Below are 20,168 nucleotides of genomic sequence, written 5' to 3' on the forward strand. Positions count from 1 at the left end.
TGACGGCAACAGGGGCGACGGCGGCTTGCACCCCCGCCAGCGCTGTGATGTAGTTCCGGCGTTCACCCGTTCGCAAGAGGATTAGAAATGGCACGCTTCAGTTCATCAAGAAACCCGATCCGAAATCTTGAGAAACTGATGGTCCATGCGAACCTTGAACCTGGGCATTGTGGCCCATGTCGATGCGGGTAAAACCAGCCTGACTGAACGGCTGCTCTTTGCGGCCGGCGTCATCGACAAAATCGGCAGCGTCGATGACGGCAATACTCAAACCGATACCATGGCGCTCGAACGCCAACGCGGCATCACCATCAAGGCGGCCGTGGTGTCGTTCGCCGTCGGCGACGTCACCGTCAACCTGATCGACACGCCCGGCCACCCCGACTTCATCGCCGAGGTCGAACGCGTGCTGAACGTGCTTGATGGCGCGATCCTGGTGGTCTCGGCCGTCGAGGGCGTGCAGGCACAGACTCGCGTATTGATGCGCGCGCTGCAGCGGCTGAAGATTCCGACGCTGATTTTCGTCAACAAGATCGACCGCCGCGGCGCGCAATGCGATGGCGTGCTAGAGGCGATCAAGGCGCGGCTGACGTCGGCCGTTTTGGCCACGGGCGAGGCCGTCAACGAGGGCGAGCGGGACGCGGACTTCCGGCCGTTCGGCACGGACGAGGGTGCGTTCCGCACGGCCTTGATCGAGCGCTTGAGCGAAGGTGACGACGCCCTGCTAGCCGACTACGTCACCGATCCGGCCGGTGTGGACGCCACCCGCCTGCACGACACATTGCGCGCCCAAAGCCGTGCTTCAATGGTGCATCCGGTGTTCTTCGGCTCGGCGGTGACCGGCGCCGGGATCGAGCCCTTGATGGCCGCGATTTCCCGGTTGCTGCCCGCTGAAACCGGCGATGACGACGGCCCTGTCTCCGCCTCGGTGTTCAAAATCGAGCGCGGTTGGGCCGGCGACAAGATCGCTTATGGGCGAGTGTTTTCCGGCACTATCCACCTGCGCGACAAGGTGCCGGTGAACGGCGAAGAGGCCCGCATCACCGCCATCCATGTGTTCGAGCGCGGCAAGAGTCATGTGGCGACGACGGTGGGCGCCGGGCGCATCGCCAAGCTGTCGGGCCTGGGCGATGTCCGGATCGGCGACGTCATCGGCATGCCGCCGCCGCGGCAGGTGGCGCACCATTTCGCGCCGCCGACGCTGGAGACGAGCGTGCTGCCCGTGCGCGCCGCCGACCGTGCGGCGCTATGGTTGGCCTTGAGCCAGTTGGCCGAGCAGGACCCGCTGATCAACCTGCGCAAGAATGACGAAGAACAGCAGGTCTTCGTCTCGCTCTATGGCGAGGTGCAGAAGCAGGTGATCCAGCAGACGCTGCTGGCTGAATTCGGCATCGATATCGCGTTCCAGGAATCCACCGTCATCTGCGTCGAGCGCCTGGCCGGAACGGGCGCAGCGGCGGAATATCTGTTCAAGGACCCCAATCCCTTTCTGGCCACGGTCGGGCTGCGGCTCGATCCGATGCCGGCCAGTTCTGGTGTCACCTTTGCGCTGGAGGTCGACCCCGGCCAAATGCCGGCCGGCTTCTATCGGGCGGTGGAAGAGGCGGTGCGCGAGACGCTGCAACAGGGGATATGTGGCTGGCGCGTGGTGGATTGCCACGTCGCTATGACCGATGTGCGGCACGCCTCCCCGATGAGCTCGGCCGGCGATTTCCGGAACCTGACGCCGCTGGTTCTGGCGGAGGCCTTGCGTGGAGCCGGAACGCTGGTGTGCGAACCGATCCAGCGCTTTCACCTGGAAGTGCCGACCGCAACGCTAGGCGCGATCCTGCGGATACTCGGCCGCGCCGGGGCGGTGACGGAAAGCACTGAGATCGAGGCCAGCACGGCGCGCCTCGAAGGTGAAATCCAGGCGGCCCAAGTCCACGGCGTTCAGCAGCAATTGCCCGGCCTGACCAGTGGCGAGGGCATTTTCGACGCCAATTTCGACCATTACCGCCCGGTGAGCGGCGATATCCCTGCCCGGCCGCGCTCCGGCCCCAACCCCTTCGATCGGCAAGTCTATCTGCACCGCGTCCAGCGCAGACTGGCCGTATCCTCCGATGAGGGAGATTGAGGTCAGGGCCGGCGGACGACCCTGACCGTGCCGCCATCGCCGCTGCCGCAAAAGAAACGGTCGACGCCGTTGGATTCAAGGCCGGACATGCCGACGCCAGCCGGCATAGCGAGGCGCTCCATCACCGTGCCGTCGACGGGATCGATGCGCCGCAACTCGCTTTCGTCATTTTCCCAAGTGCCGTGCCAAAGCTCGTCACCGAGCCAGGAGACGCCAGTGACGAAGCGGTTGGACTGGATGGTGCGGAGAATCTCGCCGGTTTGCGGATCGATCTGGTGGATCTGGCGGTCGCGATATTCCCCCACCCAGAGCGTTCCTTCCGCCCAGGCGAGACCCGAATCGCCGCCATTGCCGGGGGCCGGGATGGTGCTGAGCACCTTTCCGGTCTTTGGGTCGATCTTCTGGATGCGGTCTTCGGCGAGCTGGAACAAGTGTTCGCCATCGAAGGCAGTGCCCGCATGGGCGGGGACATTGAGCGACCGCGTGATCATGCCGCTCGCCGGATCAAGGGCGTTGAGCCGGTCGCCCGAGGCGAACCAGATCTGGCGGCCGTCGAAGGTGAGGCCATGCACATTGTCGACCCCCGGAAAGGGTCCGTATTCACGCAGGATTTCGGCTGGCATTGCTTTCATGAGGGTCCTCGCAGGCTTGACGGTGTTCAACTGCGCACCAGCCTAACTGCTGGGCAGCGGACCCGGGAGTAACAAGGTTGTCGGGAAGCCGAGCAGTGGCGGCGTCATCCAGCGCCGCGCCCGGCCCTGCCCGAACGACTGCACCTTGGCGGCGCCGGCGAGCTGCTCCAACGCCCGCTGCACGGTGCGCGGGCTGGCGTCGAGCGCGATGGCCAAGGCCGAACTCGACCAGGATTCGCCATCGGCGAGGAAGGCCAGCACTGTGGCATGCGGTTCGTCCATCGGCGGTGCCAGCACGATGACTTCACTTGACCGTGGCGTTAGCGCAAAGCCCTGGCTGGTGGCGGTGATATCGGCCAGTCCTTGCAATTCGGCGCGCAGCCGGCCGATTTCGACCCGCAGTCGGGCGCGGTGGGACTCGTCGGCGTGCTTGGCCCCGAAGGCGCGAGCGAGCAGCGTGGCGCGCGACACATCGCCCGACCAGGCTTCCCCGAGCGTTCTGGCCAACGCGAAGAGGACCGGACGGGTGGCGAGCGGAACGATCGTATCGCCCTGACGCACCACATTGCGGCAAGCGTCGATGACGAGGGCGCCAGAAGCGAAGATCGTCTCGACCTCGTCAAGCAGGATCGGACGTTCCTCGTGACGGAAAATGAGTCGCGCCGCAGGTATGTCGAGGGCCGCCACGGCGCCGTCGACCTCAGCAGTCAAAGCGGGAATATCGGCTGCATGCGCCGCCTGCCCGGCCCGCGCCAACGCATCTCGCGCCGCCTTGATCCTGACGCGGCGGATGGCAATACCGGCAGACACCAGTTCATGGGCAACGCGCGCGGCGGGCGGCAACGGCGTGGGATCGAGGCTGGCAAGCAGGCGCTCGGCCTCGTCGAGCCGGCCGATCAGCAGCAGGCGCCGGGTTTCGAGATAGCCGGCATGGGTGGCGTTCACCCGATCGCCATGCGCGTCGAGCGTGGCGCGGGCCCGCTCAAGCGCCTTTTGCGGCCAAGTGAGATCACGCGACACCAGCGCGATTTCGGCTTCGGCGACGACACAACGGGCCCGGGCCATGGCCTCCTTGGGACCGAAAGCGCGTGCGGCGCTTTTGAGCAGCGCCTTGGCCCGGGGCAGATCGCCGAGCTGCGCCATGGCGATGCCGCGCAGCGCCAAGGCCGGCGCATCGTCGCGCAGCGCTACCCGGTTGAGGGCGCCGAGCGGATCACCCGAAGCCAGCGCACGCGCCGCGGCCGTGATCAGGGAGTCCATGCAAATCCCGTCACACTTGTCACTCCCACCCCTCGGCTCCGCGGGCCTAGCCTAATGCATGACCACATCAGGTGGTCGCGATAAATGCAAACCAGATGGAGCAATACAATGCCCGATATCCTGCACCGCGTCGGTATCAAGTCATCCTCCGTGGCCACCGTCTACAGTGCCTTGGCCACCATCGATGGCCTATCCGGCTGGTGGACCAGCGATACCACCGGGGAGAGCAAGACCGATGGCGTGATCGCCTTCCGTTTTGGGCCAGCCGGTGGTTTCGACATGAAAGTCCTCGAACTCGTGCCCAACAAGCGCGTGTCGTGGCTGGTGGTCGATGGACCGGCCGAATGGATCGGCACCAAAATCCACTTCGATCTCAAGCAGGAGGACGACTACGCCATCGTGCTGTTCAAGCACGAAGGCTGGAAGGAGCCGGTCGAGTTCATGCACCACTGCAGCACCAAGTGGGCGACCTTCCTGCTGAGCCTCAAGGCGCTGCTCGAAACCGGCAAGGGTGCGCCCCATCCCGATGACGTGATGATCGACAACTGGAAATAGCGCCCGGACCGGCCGCCTCGCCAACCTAACTCATGGAGATAGAACGATGATTCCCACCAGTGACCTGATCAAGGACATCTACCGCACCACATGGCTGGACCCCGACCCTCCCGCCGTCATCGCCCGCCGGGACAGAAACCGGGCCAGGCTGACGGCAGTCGCGGCCCTGCTGCGGCGCGTTGCGCACGCCCTCATGGCGCAGCAAACGACCGCTAGTCTCCCAGTGCCTGGCGCGCTGCGCGGGCCATCTGTACGAGCGTGATGTGCATATCTTCGGGCACGGCGAGCGGCGCGTCGAAGAAGATGCGCCGTGTGTCGTCGCCCAAAATGATGTCGAAGCCCTCGGCGTCGATGCCGGCCAGCTCCCAGTTGTCGGCGGGTGCCTTGGCATAGTGCCGGGCGTAGCGATCGACCGCGTCGAAGTGGTCTTCGTTCATATGCTCGACGGCGTGCGCCTCGGCGGCAGCCAGAGCCGGGTCGCTGCTGGACAGCAGATCGCCAGCACCAAGCGCATAGGCGCGGCCAAACCCGCCATTGAGGCTGGCCGATTGCGGCTCCAGCCGCACGAAGCGGAAATCACTCAGTTCGGCATAAAGCTTGGCCTTGGGCTGGTGGCTGAGATAGCGCGCCGTGATGCGGGCATGGTCAGGATGGTCGGGGCCGATCGTCGTGGCCAGCGCCGCAATGCTGATACGCGGATGCGCGAGCGGATCACCCTTGCCCGGATCGCCCAATAGCAGCGCGCAGCGTGGGTCGCCAGCCAGAGCGGCCGTATGGGCCGCGAGCCCCGAAATCAGCAACACCGGCGCACCATCAAAATCCGTCGACACCCCCACCCGGCTGACCAGCGGCGCGCCATTGGCCGGATCGAGGCACGACAATGCCCCATGCCGCGCCGTGCGCAGCAGGGTCTTGGCCAGGCGGACAGCATCGGCATCGGTGGGTTGCAGAACGGAGGTTTCGGGCATGTCGGGCTTTCGATAAGGACGCGCCGGCAATAGAGCGCAGGAAAACCTGAATTACAGATCATGTTATTGCGCCGCCCAGCCCCCTAGGCGCCGTTGGCGACGGCCTCCTTGACCGCCAGTTCCGCCATGGCGAGGGTCGCTTCCCGCGTCTTCGCGGCGGCGATGAAGCGGCCATTATGGCAGAAGCTGGCGCCCACGACGCCACAGGCCGCCTCCAGTTCGCCATTGGTCAGGCCCGCCCAGGCGGCCGGCAAATCTGCGCGGACTTCGAATCCTTCGTCACCGCGGCGGATCGTGGTCAGGCACCAATCTTTGTCGCGCGGATGCACGACGAATAGCAGCTGATCGGCACCCGCCTTGATGATGGCGGGGCGGAATGGCATGCCCATGGGAAGCTCCAGAATGCGCCCCTGCCCTGCCGCCTCGATGGCTCGGTAGACCAGGCCCTCGGCCCGCAATTTCGCCGCGCTACGGGAGACGGCGGCCTCGACAAAACTGCGCGCAATCGCCAGCGCGGCGTGAAACGCGCGATCGTCGGCCCCAGGGTCGGTGTCGTCGAATGCGGGCTTGAGGGTTTCCAGCAGCGTCGGCAACGTCAGCCCGGCCAGCGGCCCCGTGGGGCTAAGCGCGCCATTATCGGTCAGGTCGATCGGCACCACGAAGCTGGCGTCGAACGCGGCGTAGACGGCCTCGATATGAGCGGCCGGCACGTCCGAGACGGCGAGGTAGTCGCGGCCATAATGGTTCCAGATCAGCCCGAACGAACTATAGGGCTGGCCATCCGCGCGCAGCGGAGCGCCGCGCTGGTGGTGATCGAAAATCTGCGCTGCGGCATCATATTGGCCGCCCACGTCGTAGATAACACGATCCGGGCCGGGCGTGATCCACTCGGGCGCCCGGCTGCGCACAATGCGCGCCTGCGGGAACAGCCGGGTCAGGATGACGCTGGAGAGCAATTCATCGGCATGGAAGCCACCCGAATGGGTGACGAGGAAATCTGGGCTCATGCCGAATACGCCTTGTTGATCGCGGAATGTCCGCTTGCGGTGGCATCAGATAGCCATTGCGCGCGTCGCGGTCCAGCTTTGACGCAGAACGCCGCAATGTCACTCACCTGTTCCTCGACTTCCGGCGGCCCGACGGGTAGCACTGAGCCCCGAGCGTGACAGGCAGGTGGACACCGTGGATTACAATTACGCATTTCGGCCAGGCGCGCTGGATCGGGCAGCGCAACTGCGGACAACGGACGCGGCGCGCCAGGATGGGCGAGCCCGCAGCTACGTATTCTGGCATGGCAAGCTGCTGGTCGATGCGGACAATCACCCCCGCCTCGTGCCGCTCGATCATGCGGCTCTGACCGACTGCCGCGAGAGCCCGGTATTCCTGGGCCTGACGCCAGATGGCCCCCGCTTTGCCGCCGATCTCGCCCTATGGCAGCCCATCGAGGACGCCGAGACGATCGGCCAGTTCACCGATGCCAGCCAGCAATTTCATCCTGGCTTTGCCGATGCGCGCCTCGTGGAAATCCGCGGCGTGATGGCGGATCTGTCGCTGCTCGATGGCGAATGCGTCGCAGTCGGCCGGGCGCTTCATAGCTGGCATAACAGCCACCGCTTCTGCGCCAATTGCGGCGCACCCAGCGTGCCGGAACTGTCCGGCTGGCAGCGCGGCTGCCCGGCCTGCGCTACCCACCATTTCCCCCGCACCGATCCGGTGGTGATCATGGCGATCACGCGCGGCGACAAGCTACTACTCGGCCGCGGCGCGAGCTGGCCCGAGCGGATGTATTCGCTGCTGGCCGGCTTTGTCGAACCCGGCGAGAGCATCGAGGCCGCGGTGCGGCGCGAGACCTTCGAAGAGGCCAGCATCAGGGTGGGCAAAGTCGATTATGTCACCGCCCAGCCCTGGCCGTTTCCGATGTCGCTGATGTTCGGCTGCTGGGGCGAGGCGCTGGACGAGGACATCGCGGTCGATCGTGCCGAGCTGTCCGACGCGCGCTGGGTCAGCCGAGATGAGGTCAAAACCATCCTGCAGGGATTGCATCGCAACATCTCCGCGCCACGCCTTGGCGCAATTGCCGCCTCTCTGATCGCCGCCTGGGCCGACGAGAAACTCCAGGACGCGAGCACGTGGAAACGTTGAGGCGCTTGACTAAAGTCTAATTTTGACCAAACGATCAAATCTGTGGATCGTCGGGGAGGTTGGCCATGCGCTTCGGGTACAAAGCATCAGCGGAACAGTTCGCTCCCAGCGCGCTGCTTGGTTTTGCCGTCGAGGCTGAGCAAGCGGGGTTCGATTCCGTTTTCGTCAGCGACCATTTCCAGCCCTGGAAGCATACCGATGGCCATGCGCCCTTCGCGCCGGCCTGGATGGCGGCCGTGCTGGCGCGGACCGAACGGGTGGTGCTTGGCACATCGGTGCTGACGCCGACATTCCGGCTGCACCCGTCCGTGGTGGCGCACGCCTTTGGCACGCTGGGCGCCATGTTTCCGGGCCGCGTGATCCTTGGCGTCGGCACCGGGGAATCGCTCAATGAAGTGCCGGCGACCGGCATGGAATGGCCCGAACTCAAGGAGCGCTCGGCGCGCCTGCGCGAGGCGGTCAAACTGATCCGCCTGCTGTGGACAGAAGACCGCGTCACCTTCGAAGGCGAATATTACAAGACCGTCAGCGCCACCATCTACGACAAGCCGGCCGAACCTGTGCCGATCTACATCGCCGCCGGCGGGCCGCTCAATGCCAAATATGCCGGCCGCGCGGGGGATGGTTTTATCTGTACCTCCGGCAAGGGCGCCGAGCTCTACCTCGAGCAATTGCTACCCAATGTGGAGATAGGCCGGGGCGAGTCCGAGTTGGCCGGCAAACCCTTCGAGCGCATGATCGAGGTCAAGGTGTCGTTCGATACCGATGCCGAACGCGCCCTCGACGACACGCGCCACTGGGCCGCTCTCTCGCTGTCGGCCGAGGAAAAGCACTCGGTGCAGGACCCCGCCGAAATGGAGCGGCTGGCCGAGCAATTGCCTATCGAGCGCGTGGCCAAGCGCTGGATCGTCTCCAGCGATCCCGATGAGCACGTCGCCGCCATCAAGACCTATATCGACTACGGCTTCGATCACTTGGTGTTCCACGCCCCCGGCCCCGATCAGAGCCGATTCCTGGCGCTCTACGCCAAGGAAATCCTGCCGCGATTGCGCAAGCTGACAGCGAGTTCGTAGCCATGACACTGCCGCGATTTTCCGCCTGGGCCGTGCCCGGCATTCCCGAGGTGCATAACGGCGACGACCTCGTCGCGCTGATCTGCGATGCGGTGGACGCCCAGACCGCCGAAGACGCGGACCTTGCCCTCGCCGATGGCGATATTCTCGTCGTCGCCAGCAAGATCGTCGCCAAGGCCGAGGGCCGGCTAGTGCCCGCCACGGACCGTGAAAAAGCCATCACCGAAGATACCGTCCGCGTCGTGGCCGAGCGCGTCCATGCCGGGGGGATCACCCGGATCGTGGAAACCCGGCAGGGATTAATCATGGCCGCCGCGGGCATCGATATGTCCAACGTCCCGGACGGCTTTGCCCTGCGCCTGCCCGAGGACCCCGACAAGTCCGCCTTGGCGCTGTGCGCGGCGCTGCGCGAGCGCCTGGGCATAACGCTGGGCATTATCATCACCGACACCTTCGGTCGCCCCTGGCGCGTAGGCCAGACCGATGTCGCCATCGGCGCTGCCGGCGTGCAATTGTCCGAAGACATGCGTGGCGGCACTGATGCGAATGGGCGGCCGCTGCATGCCACCATCGCGGTGGTTGCCGATGAAATCGCCGGGGCCGCCGATCTGGTCAAGGGCAAGGCGGGCGGATTGCCGGTCGCCGTAGTGCGCGGGCTGGGACGCCTGGTTTGCGGGCTCGATGCGCCCGGTGCGCGCTCGCTGGTGCGCTCGCTCGAGGAAGACATGTTCCGCTTCGGCTCGGCCGAGGCCTATCAGCTTGGTTATGACACGGCGCGGGCGGACCTTGAGGGCGGCGCCGCCGCCACGCCGCAATCGGCCAGACAGGGAAATTGATCATGCGTCTGCTCGCGCTCGCACTCATCGGCGCCTTGACCGCCAGTCCGGTCCTCGCCGCCACCACCTATCCGCTGACGCTGCAGAATTGCGGCATGGCTGTCACGTTCGACAAGGCCCCGGCGCATGTCGTCGCCATCAAGTCGACAGCCACCGAATTGCTGCTGTCGCTCGGCCTGGGTGATCGCATCGTCGGGGTGGGTTTTCAGGATGGGCCATTGCCCACCGAATTTGCCGCCGCAGGTGCCAATCTCAAGGTGCTGTCTGACAAGCTGCCCTCGCAAGAGATCGTGCTCGGCACCGAGCCGGACTTCATCTATGGCGGTTGGGAAAGCAATTTCGCCGCCGACGGCGCCGGCGAACGACCAACGCTGGCTGGCCTGGGCGTTGCCAGCTATGTGGCTCCTGCCGCGTGCCGCTCGGTCAAACCGCCCAAGCTGAGCTTCGACGCGATCTTCGGCGAATTCGAGGAGATGGGCACCATTTTCGACGCCGAGGACGCGGCGACGGCCCTGGTAGCCACCCAGAAGACCAGCCTCGCCGCCCTGGCGCCGGACCCGCGCGGCCTGACCGCCGTCTGGTATTCCTCCGGCACCAAGGCGCCCTATGTGGGCGCAGGCAATAATGCGCCGGCCATGATGATGGACGCGCTCGGCCTCAAGAACATTTTCGCCGATGTGGATGACGGCTGGATTTCGGCCAGTTGGGAGGCGGTCGTCGATGCCAATCCCGACGTGATCGTGCTGGTCGACGCCGCCTGGAATTCGGCCGCGCAGAAGAAGAAGCTGCTGGCCGAAAATCCAATCACCAGCCAGCTCGATGCGGTGATCAACCAGCGCTACCTGGTCATTCCCTTCCCCGCGTCCGAGGCCGGCGTGCGCAATGTGCCGGCGACCATCGACATGGCAGCCCAACTGACGGCGCTGCAATTCCCAACCCCCTGATGACGCCAAGACCGGTATATGTGATGGCCTATGCCGGTCTTTGGGCCCTGCTGCTGGCCAGCGCCGCAGTGGCCATGACGTTGGGCCCGGCTCATATCTCGGTCGGCGAGGTTTGGGGCACGCTGCTGCACCATCTGGGCCTGTTGGCCGATAGTCCGGTGTCGCGCCTGCGCGACGCCATCGTGTGGGAATTGCGGCTGCCGCGCGTGCTCGCCGCCTTGGGCGTCGGCGCTGGTCTGGCGCTAGCTGGCACTGTCATGCAGGTGCTCACCCGCAATCCGCTGGCCGATCCCTATCTGCTGGGCCTGTCCTCGGGTGCGGCTTTTGGCGCAGTGGTATTCCTCTTGGCCGGGGCGGCTTTGCTGATGCCGCTGGGGGCATTTCTCGGCAGCCTTGCCGCACTAGGCCTCGCGCTGGCGATCGCGCGGCTGCTGGGCGGCGCGACTCCATCGCGGGCAATCCTTGCCGGTATCTGCATCGCTGCACTCGCCTCCGCGGGCACATCGCTACTGATCTTCTGGTCGGCCACCGGCGACTCTTACCGCGAAATCCTGAGCTGGCTCATCGGCTCGCTCAGCGGCTCAAACTGGAGCGATGTCCTGCTGGTCGGCTTGGGCCTCGTCCTCTGCGCCCCCATCATCCTGCTTTCCGGACGCGGGCTTGATGCCTTCGCCTTTGGCGATGCGGCGGCGGCGAGCCTGGGCATCGATATTGTCCGCCTGCGCTGGACGCTGCTCGCCGCCACCGCCCTGCTGACCGGCGTCATGGTGGCCGTCGGCGGAGCCATCGGCTTTGTCGGCCTCGTCGTGCCCCACGCCGTGCGGCTGGCTGTCGGCTCGCGCCACCGTGTGCTGCTGCCCATGTCTATGCTGGTTGGCGCGGTTTTCATGCTGTGGACGGACACCGCCGCGCGCAGCCTGTTCGATCCGCGCGAATTGCCGGTCGGCATTGTCACCGCGCTGGTCGGCGCGCCGGTGTTCCTGCTCATCTTGCTGCGCTATCGGCGGGTCACATGAGCGGGCTGGTCGTCGAAGGCGTCACGGTCAAGGCCGGGGAACGGAGCATCCTGGATGGCGCCGGTTTCACGGCGCCCGCCGGTGCCGTCACCGGCCTGATCGGCCCCAATGGCGCCGGCAAGTCCACCTTGATCGGCGCCGTCATGGGCCTGCGCCGGCTCCTCGGCGGCACGATTGCATTCGATGACGCTAGCCTGCCCACCATGCCGCCCGCTGAACGCGCCCGGCTCTGCGCCCATGTCGAACAATTCGCCACCACGACCGAGCGGCTGACCGTGGGCGATGTCGTGGGGCTGGGGCGCGTGCCTTTCCAATCCGCGTGGCAGACCGCACCGTCGGCGCACGACGAGGCAGTGGTCACCTCGGCGCTCGCTGCCATGGGCATGTCCGCCTTTGCCGGCCGGCTCTATCACCTACTGTCGGGTGGCGAGCAGCAACGCGTGCAGATCGCCCGCGCACTGGCGCAGGAGCCCCGCCTGTTGTTGCTGGACGAACCCACCAGCCATCTCGATATCCGGGCGCAACTTTTGGTGCTGGATGTGCTGCGCCAGCAGGCCCAGGCGGGCTGCTCCGTGGTGCTGGCCATGCACGACCTGAACCTCGCCGCGCGCTATTGCGACCATCTCGTGGCGCTCAACGCCGGCAAGGTGGTTGCCGAAGGCAGACCAGCCGATGTGCTTGATCCCGATCTGTTGTTGCGCGTCTACGGCGTCGCGGCCACGATCGTGCAGGTGCCGGGCAAGCCCTATCCATTGGTGATCTACGATTCTGCGCCGAATTCCGATTGACAACGGCGCGCCGTCAGCCAAAATTTGATCGTCTGGTCAAATTTGGCTGCAGGGAGCGGGCAACCATGGAATTCGGAATCACCTTCAAGGGTTTCGTCGATGCCGAGCGGGCGCGCTATCTGGTGCGGGCGGCCGAATATGCCGGCTTCAGCTATTGCTGGTTCTATGATTCCCACATCCTCTGGCGCGATTGCTACGCCGCCATCGCCATGTGCATGGAACACACAGAGAATATGCGCTTCGGCCCGCTGGTGACCAATCCCGACGTGCGCGACTGGTCCGTAGCGGCCTCGATTTTCGGCTCGCTCTCCAAGCAGAGCGGCGGCCGCTTCGACCTGGCAGTCGGCCGCGGCGATAGCTCGATGCGCGTTATGGGCAAAAAGCCCGCGACCCTGGCCCGCGTTGCCGATTTCATCGCCAAGACCAAGGCCATGGTGCGTGGCGAAGAGGTTAGCTACGGCGAAATCCCCGCCGCCGTGAAATTCCCCTGGGCCGTCGGCCACGAGATCCCGAGCTGGATCGCCGCCTATGGTCCGCTGGCGCTCAAGACCGCCGGCGAGCATGCCGATGGCGTAGTGCTGCAGCTTGCCGATCCGGGGCTGTGCAAATGGTTCATCGACCAGTGCGTCGATGCGGGCAAGGCGGCCGGCAAGGACATGTCCGGCTTCCGCTCGATGGCGGCCGCCCCGGCCTATTTCGGCGACAAGAAGAAGGCCATCGAGGCGGTCAAATGGTTCCCCGCCATGGTGGGCAACCACGTGGCCGACATCGTGGAAAAGTACGGCACCGACTCGGACCAGGTGCCCAAGAGCCTGACCGCCTATGTCGAAAAGCGCCGCGGCTACGACTATTCCAAGCACGGCCAGGCGGACAACCCCTTCCTCGATTTCATCACTGACGACATCGTAGAAAGCTTCTGCGTGCTGGGTGAACCCGAGGACCACATCGCCAAGGTGCGCGAACTGGAGGCGGCGGGCGTCACCCAATTCAACATCTATCTCGATAGCGGCGAAGAGGAAGACATCATCGCCAGGTATGGCCGCGAAGTCATCCCGGCTTTCCGCTAGAAAACGACGCGGCGCTCTGCTCTTGCTGATGGCCAGTTTCGTGCGCGGCGCCATCCGCAATACGCTCAAACGCCGCCGCACTGATCCGGACCCGTTCACCGAGCTGGAACGCGCCCGAATTGGGTCCATGTGTTGGCAGGCGATCGCCGCGCGCTAGTGACATAGCCGGGCGACAAAGCGGTCGATCTCGGCGATGCCGAGGCCGGAGGCGTGGCAGTAATTGGCGATGCCGCCATGCTGGTTCCGCAGGTGGGCGAGCATTGCCTGCATGGTCGTGGCGTCACTGGCGAGGACGAGATCAAGATGCGCCATGTCGACGGCGCGTTCTCGAGCCGCCAGGCGGAGCCGATCCAGCATCGGAGCGGCGAGTGTCGCCGTCAGCGCGTAATCGGTGATGATGTCGTCCTCCGCGACATCGGCCAGCAGCAACAACAACGCCGCGACGATGCCGGTGCGATCCTTGCCGACGGTGCAATGGAACAGCACCATGCCCTCGGGCGCGCCGGCGATGGCACCGAGCACTTGCGCGATACGGTCACCGCAGCGGTCAAGCGCATCGCGATAACGCGCCGCCATATCGAACGGGGTATCGGCGATGGCGATAGGCGACAGCGCATCGAACAGGGCGATGTTGCGATAGACGACGCTCGCGTCGTCGGCGAAGGGATTGGGTGCGCTGGCGAGTTCGCCGGGCCCGCGCAGGTCGATGACCAGCGACAGCCCCTCCGCCAGCAATTGATCGCGGCCGACCTGGGAGAGATGGAACAGGGAATCGCCCCGCAGCACCCGGCGCCATTGGGTGATGCCGCCATGGGTTCGGGCATAGCCGCCCAGATCGCGCACATTGTGCGTATTGGGCAGCGTCAGGTGACGGGCATAGTCGTGCTGCATCGCTGGTCTCTTCGAATACAAGAAAGTTTTCGGGGCGCCGCAGCGGATTAGTCCTGAGGCATCGGCCCCTGGGCCGTTTCCTGCGCCGAGGTCAGCACCTGGGTCACGTCCCCATCGCCAAACACGGCTTCGGTCGCTTTCGGACATCTGGACCTCCGCTGGTGGAGTGTAAATATCAGCGCAGCACCAAGGCCATGTGACGGCGGGGCTGAGCCTCTGGGCTGCCGCATTTCTCCGGGAAACCAGTGGCACCGCATTTCAGGTGTCATCGTTGAGCGGTTAAGATGGCGACCCCGGAGATTCGCTTATGTCGATACAATACGACGCCGTTCTCGCCGACATCACACAGCTTGCCCGCCAGGCGGGTGCGCTGACGCTTGAATATTTCAAGCAGTTCCGCGACCTTGAAATCGGCATCAAGGGGCCTGCCGATTTCGTGTCCGAGGCGGACAAGGAATCCGAACTGCTGATCCGCAAATTCCTGTTCGAGCGCTATCCCGACTGGAGTTTTACCGGCGAGGAGTTCGCTCCAGTCACCGGCAGGGATCCGGAGCATCGCTGGCTGGTCGACCCGATCGATGGCACGACCAACTTCATCAATGGCATGCACTATACCATCTCGATCGCGCTGCGACGCGGCAATGAAACGGTGTGCGGCGTGCTGTACAATCCGCCCGCCGACGAGATGTTTACCGTCATCAAGGGGCAAGGCGCCTTCCTGAACGGTGAGCGGCTACAAGTCAGCCAGCAGACCGATATCGGCCTGATGACCGTTGGCACCGGGCTGCCGACGCCGAACCTGCAGCTTTATCCGGGCTCTTACGATCGCCTCGATGCCATCCGGGCGCCGATCGGCGCGGTGCGCATCGTCGGCAGCGCCGCCAATTCCTGCGCCTATGTGGCGATGGGCCGGCTCACCGGCTATTACGAGGAAACCGGCTTCGTCGATACGGCCGTGGGTATCCTCCTGGTCGAGGAAGCCGGCGGCGTGGTGACGGATTGGTGGGGCCGCGGGCCGGAAGTCTATGAAAAGACCGGCACGCTGATCGTCGCCAATAAGGCGACGCATGCCTTCCTGCTGGAGCAGCTCAAGGACGTGCCGCGCAAGGACCCGGCCTAAGCCAGCGCCGCCGCCAGTCCTTCGGGATCGTCGGTGGTGATCTGATCGACCTTGAGCGCCAGCAGGCGCTCAACACGGCTGACGCTTTCAGGGTCGGAGCGTTGGATGGTGTAAGCGTCGATGCGCCGACCGTGGGCCTGGAAAGCCGCAATGATGTCAAAGCCCGCATCGTCGGCGCCGAGCACCAGCTGCCAGGCCAGATAGATCATCTCGGCATTGGGGGACGCAGCCACAGCATCGGCGACGAAGCCGGCGAAATCCTGGCTTTTGGCTAGGTTGTCCAGTGCATCGCCATGGCAGGGGTCGTAGCCGATGCGCACGCCCGGCGCGGCCGTGGTCAGTAAGCGAACCGCCTCGGCATCGCCCGATGAGAGGATCATATTGGTGGCGACTGGCGCGACACTGAGGGCAAAATTGTCGAGTGCGCGCTGGTCCAGCGCTGCGGCGTCCTCTTTGTAGTCCAGTTGCAGCAGGGCGTCGGGATGCACCGTCTCGTTTGCCAGTAGCGCCGCCAAATCCTCCAGCAGCATAATCGGCTCATCGATCGGCGCGCCGTCGTTGTCACGAAGGCGCAGCGCCCGTAGTTCGGCGGCGGTCTTGGAGAGCACCGCACCCGTGCCCGTGCTTTCGCGTCCCAGGTTCATGTCGTGCAACACGGCAAAGCCGCGTTCGCCATGGATGACGAGGTCGACCTCGACGCTGGCGCCCAGGCGCATGCCCTCTACGATGCGCGAGCCGGTAAAGACCGAGTCGCTGGCGCGCCGACGGCCGCGATGCCACTTGAAGAACGTACGGTGGCCGTTGCGGGTCACTGAAATCGCATCAGCCATGATTGTCGAGGCTCCGGAAAATGGCGACGTTGTCGCGATAGGCGGCAAAGGCGCGCGGTTTGAGATTGATGGCCTGGCCGGCGGTCCAGGCCCGCGCCTCGCCCACCATAGCCTTGAGCCGTACGCCATCGGGTAGGTCGATATCGACGATGGCATGGGTGCCGTAATCGGTGACACGATGGATTTTGGCCATTCCGACGCCGGACGCGGGCACGATATGCAGCGCCTCGGGCCGCACCGCCAGCGTTGCCTGCCCATCGGCCGCCGTCAGCGGCACGGTGAAGCCGGTGTGGGTGAAAACGTTGTTGGCGATCGTGCCGTCCACCAGGTTCATGCTGCCGATAAAGCCGGCCACGAACGGGCTCGCCGGTTCGCGATAGACCACGTCCGGACGGTCGGCCTGTTCGGTATGGCCATCGCGCATGACGACAATCCGGTCGGCGAGGGCCAATGCCTCATCCTGTCCGTGGGTCACGAACAGCGTCGTGATCTTGAGGCGCTGCTGGATATCGCGCACTTCCTCGCGCAGACGTTCGCGCAAATGCTGGTCAAGGCTGGCGAAGGGCTCATCGAGCAACAGGATCTTGGGCTCCAGCACCAGCGAGCGGGCGAGCGCCACGCGTTGCTGCTGACCGCCGGAGAGCTGGGTGGTGGCGCGCGAACCGTAGCCGCTCAGACCCACCAGTTCGAGTACGGCCTCGACCTTTTGCCTGATCTCGGCTTTAGGCAGATGGCGCAGCTTGAGGCCGAAGGCCAGGTTGTTGAAGACGTTCATATGCGTCCACAGCGCGTGGCTCTGGAACACCATGCCGGTGGGGCGCCGTTCGGGAGGAACGCGGGTCACGTCGTCGCCATCAATGGTGATCAGTCCACCGCTCGGCGTTTCGAAACCGCCGATCATGCGCAGGAGGGTCGACTTGCCAGAGCCCGAGGGGCCGAGCAGGCAGACCAGTTCGCCATCGGCGACGGTCAGGCTGAAATCGTCCACCGCCATGGTGGTGGAAAATTTCTTGGTGACGCCCTGGATATCAAGCATGGCCATACGCCAAAAGACCTTTCTAGCCGCCGAAGCCGCGGGCAAACGAGCCCGAGCTGATGATGCGCCGCGCGAACAACAGCGCGGCAAAGGAGGGCACCCACAGGATCACCGACAGTACGGCGCCGTATTGGATGACCGGCTGGTTGTTGATGAAGGAGATCATCAGCACCGGCAGTGTGCGAATCTGCGGCGCGCCGATCAGCCAGGCGCCCTCGGTTTCGTAGAAGGTGCCGACAAAGCTCAGCAGCACTGCCGCGGCGATGGTCGGGCCGGCCTGGGGCAAGGTGATCGACCAGAATACGCGGAATGGTTTCGCCCCGACATCGCGGGCGGCCTCTTCCATGCGCCGGTCCACTGACTGGAAAGCGGCCACAGGAATCCAGATCATGAACAGCAGCGTGCCCACGAGCTGGATCAGCACCACGCCCCAGAAAGTGGCGATCAGATTGAGTTGCAGGAAAATGCCGGCGATGGCGACCAGGAGGCCGAATTTGGGAAAGGCGTGCCCGGCGAGGAAGGAGAAGAACAGCAGGTTGCGGGCCGGAAATTCCATGCGGGCGAAGGCATAGGCCGCCGGCAGGCAGATGACGCAGGAGAGCAGCGTCACCGTGACCGAGAGGCTGAGGCTGGTGGTGATCGAGCTCCAAACATCGGCGCGAGCCAAGGTCTGTTGCCAGAATTTCAGCCCGAATTCCTGCGGGATCACCGAGGGATAGCGCCACACATTGGTGAAGGCCCAGGTGCCCACCACCAGCAGCGGGAAGATGATGACGATGGTCAACACCGCCGCAAAGCCGATGCCGGTCCAGTCGGTGCGCTTTTCAATCAGGGCACGGGCCATCAGGGCGCTCGATTCTTGGCGACGGAATAGACGTAGAACAGCCCGAACACGATGCAGAAGCCGAACGCAATCACCGCCTGGGTGATGGCCGTCGTCGGATCGTTGAGATCGCGGAAGGTGCGTTGCATGAACGGCCCCATCATTTCCGGCGCCGCCGGACCCAGCACATAGGGCAGCGTGAAGGCCGAAAAGATGCCGAGCACGGTGAACGACACCGCCACCAGCAGAGAATTGGAAATGCGCGGCAGGATGATGTGCCACAGCACCGCGATCCGCCCGGCGCCGACATCGCGGGCAGCCTCGATCGACTGGTTGGAAACGTTGCCCAGCCCCGACAGCAGGATCAGCACGGTCAGGGGGATATTGTCCCACACCAGCCCCAGAACAGGGCCCCAAGGAGTCAAATAGGGTGAGCGAATGTGGGGCAAATGCACCGCATTAAGCAGCAGATCGACAGTCCCATTTGGCCCCAGTACGCGGATGAACGCATAGCTCAGAATGATCGAAGGCACGAACATCGGAAAGATCGCCAGGCCCTGCACATAGGCGGCGATGCGATTGGTCGCGAAGCGCAGGTAAAGCGCAATCGGCAGGCAAATCAGCAGCAGAATCAGCGCGGTAACTGCGGTGGTCCACAGCGTCACCATCAGGTTGTTGATGCTGTATTGGTCGGAAAAGAAGAACTGGTAGGTCTCGAGCGAAAAGCGCCTTTCGCCTGCCGTATCAGGCAGCCAAACGGTACGGATGATCGCCGAAATGATCGGCCAGATGATCAGCCAACAGACCAGCAGGACCGGAGCGGCGACAAGCAGGAGGCCAGTCGGCCTCCTGCTTGATTTCGTTCCGACGATATCGTTCGCCGGCAAAGCGGTCATGCGGCGGTGCGGTCCACATTTGGTGCCACGGCGCGGTACCAGCCGTCATTGATGGCCTTTTCCCAATTGCCGCCCGGGAAGACGGGGATCGAGTTCGGCACGATGTCCTTGAACTTCTCGCGCAGGTCGGCGGCGATAAAGTCCCACGACACGCCAGGATAGCCGCCGAGTTCGGTCAGCACGGCGGACTGGATTTCCTCGGTCAGCAGGAAATCGGCCAGCTTGAGCGCTGCATCCTTGTTCACGCCGTTGGAAAACACGCCGATCTTAGTGAAACCGCCCGGCATGCCGAGGTCGGTCAACTGGACGAGACCCGTGGTTTCGGGCAGCACGCCCTGGCTGATCGCCGACAGGGCCTGATCGGACCAGGCGGGGATCATGGTGACGGCCGACTGGCTGAGCAGTTGGACCGACTGGGTATTGCCCGACGTATAGGCGCCATTGTCGAACAGCGAGCCCGACAGGTCCTTGAGGATGTCCCAGGCGGGGTTCAGCGAGGCGTCGGCCAGTTCCTGGGTGTAGTTTTCGACGGTGAACTTGGACGGGTCCTTGCCGGTCGCTTCGTAAATGGCGCGACGGACGAAATTGCCGCCCGAGCCGCCCTTGTCGGGACGGTTGTAGATGAACTGGCCGGGATTGGCCTTGATCCAGGCGATCAGGTCAGGCCAGGTCTTGGGCACATTGGCCGGATCGAGCTTAGTGGTGTCATAGGCCAGCAGAACCTGCGAACCGCGATATGGCAGGCTGGTGGGGATATCCAGCGCCAGCGGATTGATCTTGGAATAGTTGGACAGGCCCGCGGCCGCGAAATCGACCCAGAGGCCGGCCTCGATGCCGCCATTGGGCAGGCGCGTGTCGAAGCCTTCGGCAACGTCGGACTGCGGATCGGCGCCGGTCGGCAGCGCAGCGAGTGCGCGCTCGGCAATGGCCTGCACGCCGGCGCTATCGCCGCCGTCGACCAGATTGAGGGCGATACCGGCATTGGCGGCTTCGAACTTCGGCTTGACCACATTGGTCCAGAAATCGATGACGTTCTGGTCGGACGTGAAGTACACGTCGATCTTGCCGGCCTCAGCGAAAGCCAGACGGGGCAGCAAGGCAAGGCCGGCGGCGGTGCCGGCAGCCGAAATCATGAATGAGCGACGTTTCATAACTGTTCTCCAGGTCCTGCGGGA

The 20,168-nt window shown here is 64.6% G+C and carries 21 protein-coding genes; 11 read left to right on the forward strand and 10 right to left on the reverse strand.

The genetic code is table 11. The features are described from left to right. Positions 1-145 precede the first annotated feature (145 nt). Positions 146-2,116, forward strand: a complete 1,971-nt coding sequence (locus tag JWR51_RS17045) for a TetM/TetW/TetO/TetS family tetracycline resistance ribosomal protection protein (protein WP_299750156.1) — start codon at positions 146-148, stop codon at positions 2,114-2,116. A gap of 2 nt (positions 2,117-2,118) precedes the next feature. On the opposite strand, the gene JWR51_RS17050 is transcribed toward JWR51_RS17045, so the two are convergent. Both JWR51_RS17050 and JWR51_RS17055 read right to left on the reverse strand, forming a co-directional pair. Further along, a complete protein-coding gene (locus tag JWR51_RS17050; protein WP_299750159.1) occupies positions 2,119-2,748 on the reverse strand; it encodes a glutamine cyclotransferase in 630 nt (209 codons plus the stop codon). Positions 2,749-2,790: 42 nt separating this feature from the next. Further along, positions 2,791-4,008, reverse strand: a complete 1,218-nt coding sequence (locus JWR51_RS17055; RefSeq protein ID WP_299750162.1) for a helix-turn-helix domain-containing protein — start codon at positions 4,006-4,008, stop codon at positions 2,791-2,793. Positions 4,009-4,116: 108 nt separating this feature from the next. On the opposite strand from JWR51_RS17055, the gene JWR51_RS17060 reads away from it, so the two are divergent. Next, on the forward strand, positions 4,117-4,563 hold the full coding sequence (locus tag JWR51_RS17060) for an SRPBCC domain-containing protein (protein ID WP_299750165.1): 447 nt from the start codon (positions 4,117-4,119) through the stop codon (positions 4,561-4,563). Between the two features lie 212 nt (positions 4,564-4,775). Here the strand turns inward: JWR51_RS17060 and JWR51_RS17065 are convergent, their stop codons facing one another. Continuing rightward, positions 4,776-5,531 (reverse strand): DUF2470 domain-containing protein, encoded by a 756-nt coding sequence (locus tag JWR51_RS17065; protein WP_299750167.1) that lies wholly within the window; start codon positions 5,529-5,531, stop codon positions 4,776-4,778. Between the two features lie 83 nt (positions 5,532-5,614). Continuing rightward, complete coding sequence (locus tag JWR51_RS17070) at positions 5,615-6,538, reverse strand: MYG1 family protein (protein WP_299750170.1); 924 nt, start codon at positions 6,536-6,538, stop codon at positions 5,615-5,617. Positions 6,539-6,713: 175 nt separating this feature from the next. On the opposite strand from JWR51_RS17070, the gene nudC reads away from it, so the two are divergent. The 8 genes from nudC (at position 6,714) to JWR51_RS17110 (ending at position 13,554) form a co-directional block, all read left to right on the forward strand. Next, positions 6,714-7,673, forward strand: coding sequence for an NAD(+) diphosphatase (gene nudC, locus JWR51_RS17075; protein WP_299750172.1), 960 nt, complete (start codon positions 6,714-6,716; stop codon positions 7,671-7,673). Positions 7,674-7,738: 65 nt separating this feature from the next. Then, positions 7,739-8,746 (forward strand): glucose-6-phosphate dehydrogenase (coenzyme-F420), encoded by a 1,008-nt coding sequence (gene fgd, locus JWR51_RS17080; protein WP_299750175.1) that lies wholly within the window; start codon positions 7,739-7,741, stop codon positions 8,744-8,746. A 2-nt stretch (positions 8,747-8,748) separates the two neighbouring features. Continuing rightward, positions 8,749-9,582: a coenzyme F420-0:L-glutamate ligase gene (gene cofE / locus JWR51_RS17085; protein ID WP_299750178.1), complete on the forward strand. Its 834-nt coding sequence runs from the start codon at positions 8,749-8,751 to the stop codon at positions 9,580-9,582. Positions 9,583-9,584: 2 nt separating this feature from the next. Then, a complete protein-coding gene (locus tag JWR51_RS17090; RefSeq protein ID WP_299750183.1) occupies positions 9,585-10,526 on the forward strand; it encodes a putative F420-0 ABC transporter substrate-binding protein in 942 nt (313 codons plus the stop codon). Further along, on the forward strand, positions 10,526-11,542 hold the full coding sequence (locus JWR51_RS17095) for an iron chelate uptake ABC transporter family permease subunit (protein WP_299750186.1): 1,017 nt from the start codon (positions 10,526-10,528) through the stop codon (positions 11,540-11,542). The genes JWR51_RS17090 and JWR51_RS17095 overlap by 1 nt, the downstream gene beginning before the upstream one ends. Beyond that, positions 11,539-12,330: an ABC transporter ATP-binding protein gene (locus JWR51_RS17100; RefSeq protein WP_299750189.1), complete on the forward strand. Its 792-nt coding sequence runs from the start codon at positions 11,539-11,541 to the stop codon at positions 12,328-12,330. Before JWR51_RS17095 ends, JWR51_RS17100 begins: the two co-directional genes overlap by 4 nt. Positions 12,331-12,395: 65 nt before the next feature. After that, complete coding sequence (locus JWR51_RS17105) at positions 12,396-13,397, forward strand: TIGR03842 family LLM class F420-dependent oxidoreductase (protein ID WP_299750192.1); 1,002 nt, start codon at positions 12,396-12,398, stop codon at positions 13,395-13,397. Between the two features lie 28 nt (positions 13,398-13,425). Then, positions 13,426-13,554 (forward strand): hypothetical protein, encoded by a 129-nt coding sequence (locus tag JWR51_RS17110; protein ID WP_299750194.1) that lies wholly within the window; start codon positions 13,426-13,428, stop codon positions 13,552-13,554. On the opposite strand, the gene JWR51_RS17115 is transcribed toward JWR51_RS17110, so the two are convergent. Further along, complete coding sequence (locus JWR51_RS17115) at positions 13,551-14,288, reverse strand: tyrosine-protein phosphatase (RefSeq protein ID WP_299750198.1); 738 nt, start codon at positions 14,286-14,288, stop codon at positions 13,551-13,553. The genes JWR51_RS17110 and JWR51_RS17115 overlap by 4 nt on opposite strands. Before the next feature lie 307 nt (positions 14,289-14,595). Here JWR51_RS17115 and JWR51_RS17120 point away from each other — a divergent pair, with 307 nt between their 5' ends. Further along, complete coding sequence (locus tag JWR51_RS17120) at positions 14,596-15,408, forward strand: inositol monophosphatase family protein (protein WP_299750201.1); 813 nt, start codon at positions 14,596-14,598, stop codon at positions 15,406-15,408. Here the strand turns inward: JWR51_RS17120 and JWR51_RS17125 are convergent. Genes JWR51_RS17125 through JWR51_RS17145 form a run of 5 tightly spaced genes read right to left on the reverse strand, consistent with a single transcriptional unit; the run spans position 15,405 to position 20,144 of the window. Continuing rightward, positions 15,405-16,238 (reverse strand): glycerophosphodiester phosphodiesterase family protein, encoded by an 834-nt coding sequence (locus JWR51_RS17125; protein WP_299750204.1) that lies wholly within the window; start codon positions 16,236-16,238, stop codon positions 15,405-15,407. The two genes, JWR51_RS17120 and JWR51_RS17125, sit on opposite strands and share 4 nt — an antisense overlap. After that, on the reverse strand, positions 16,231-17,280 hold the full coding sequence (locus JWR51_RS17130) for an ABC transporter ATP-binding protein (protein WP_299750207.1): 1,050 nt from the start codon (positions 17,278-17,280) through the stop codon (positions 16,231-16,233). The genes JWR51_RS17125 and JWR51_RS17130 overlap by 8 nt, the downstream gene beginning before the upstream one ends. Before the next feature lie 16 nt (positions 17,281-17,296). Next, a complete protein-coding gene (locus tag JWR51_RS17135) occupies positions 17,297-18,118 on the reverse strand; it encodes a carbohydrate ABC transporter permease (RefSeq protein WP_299750210.1) in 822 nt (273 codons plus the stop codon). After that, a complete protein-coding gene (locus tag JWR51_RS17140; RefSeq protein WP_299750213.1) occupies positions 18,118-18,993 on the reverse strand; it encodes an ABC transporter permease subunit in 876 nt (291 codons plus the stop codon). The genes JWR51_RS17135 and JWR51_RS17140 overlap by 1 nt, the downstream gene beginning before the upstream one ends. After that, positions 18,990-20,144 carry an extracellular solute-binding protein gene (locus tag JWR51_RS17145; protein WP_299750216.1) on the reverse strand — a complete coding sequence of 385 codons (1,155 nt, stop codon included), beginning with the start codon at positions 20,142-20,144 and terminating at the stop codon, positions 18,990-18,992. The genes JWR51_RS17140 and JWR51_RS17145 overlap by 4 nt, the downstream gene beginning before the upstream one ends. Positions 20,145-20,168: the final 24 nt, after the last annotated feature.

The organism is Devosia sp., from assembly GCF_028290625.1.
Classification (GTDB): Bacteria; Pseudomonadota; Alphaproteobacteria; order Rhizobiales; family Devosiaceae; genus Devosia.

Bases quoted from the DNA above. Each gene is read 5' to 3' on its own strand.
- JWR51_RS17045 (WP_299750156.1), top strand. From the start codon at position 146: ATGCGAACCTTGAACCTGGGCATTGTGGCCCATGTCGATGCGGGTAAA.
- JWR51_RS17050 (WP_299750159.1), bottom strand. From the start codon at position 2,748: ATGAAAGCAATGCCAGCCGAAATCCTGCGTGAATACGGACCCTTTCCG.
- JWR51_RS17055 (WP_299750162.1), bottom strand. From the start codon at position 4,008: ATGGACTCCCTGATCACGGCCGCGGCGCGTGCGCTGGCTTCGGGTGAT.
- JWR51_RS17060 (WP_299750165.1), top strand. From the start codon at position 4,117: ATGCCCGATATCCTGCACCGCGTCGGTATCAAGTCATCCTCCGTGGCC.
- JWR51_RS17065 (WP_299750167.1), bottom strand. From the start codon at position 5,531: ATGCCCGAAACCTCCGTTCTGCAACCCACCGATGCCGATGCTGTCCGC.
- JWR51_RS17070 (WP_299750170.1), bottom strand. From the start codon at position 6,538: ATGAGCCCAGATTTCCTCGTCACCCATTCGGGTGGCTTCCATGCCGAT.
- fgd (WP_299750175.1), top strand. From the start codon at position 7,739: ATGCGCTTCGGGTACAAAGCATCAGCGGAACAGTTCGCTCCCAGCGCG.
- cofE (WP_299750178.1), top strand. From the start codon at position 8,749: ATGACACTGCCGCGATTTTCCGCCTGGGCCGTGCCCGGCATTCCCGAG.
- JWR51_RS17090 (WP_299750183.1), top strand. From the start codon at position 9,585: ATGCGTCTGCTCGCGCTCGCACTCATCGGCGCCTTGACCGCCAGTCCG.
- JWR51_RS17095 (WP_299750186.1), top strand. From the start codon at position 10,526: ATGACGCCAAGACCGGTATATGTGATGGCCTATGCCGGTCTTTGGGCC.
- JWR51_RS17100 (WP_299750189.1), top strand. From the start codon at position 11,539: ATGAGCGGGCTGGTCGTCGAAGGCGTCACGGTCAAGGCCGGGGAACGG.
- JWR51_RS17105 (WP_299750192.1), top strand. From the start codon at position 12,396: ATGGAATTCGGAATCACCTTCAAGGGTTTCGTCGATGCCGAGCGGGCG.
- JWR51_RS17110 (WP_299750194.1), top strand. From the start codon at position 13,426: ATGGCCAGTTTCGTGCGCGGCGCCATCCGCAATACGCTCAAACGCCGC.
- JWR51_RS17115 (WP_299750198.1), bottom strand. From the start codon at position 14,288: ATGCAGCACGACTATGCCCGTCACCTGACGCTGCCCAATACGCACAAT.
- JWR51_RS17120 (WP_299750201.1), top strand. From the start codon at position 14,596: ATGTCGATACAATACGACGCCGTTCTCGCCGACATCACACAGCTTGCC.
- JWR51_RS17125 (WP_299750204.1), bottom strand. From the start codon at position 16,238: ATGGCTGATGCGATTTCAGTGACCCGCAACGGCCACCGTACGTTCTTC.
- JWR51_RS17130 (WP_299750207.1), bottom strand. From the start codon at position 17,280: ATGGCCATGCTTGATATCCAGGGCGTCACCAAGAAATTTTCCACCACC.
- JWR51_RS17135 (WP_299750210.1), bottom strand. From the start codon at position 18,118: ATGGCCCGTGCCCTGATTGAAAAGCGCACCGACTGGACCGGCATCGGC.
- JWR51_RS17140 (WP_299750213.1), bottom strand. From the start codon at position 18,993: ATGACCGCTTTGCCGGCGAACGATATCGTCGGAACGAAATCAAGCAGG.
- JWR51_RS17145 (WP_299750216.1), bottom strand. From the start codon at position 20,144: ATGAAACGTCGCTCATTCATGATTTCGGCTGCCGGCACCGCCGCCGGC.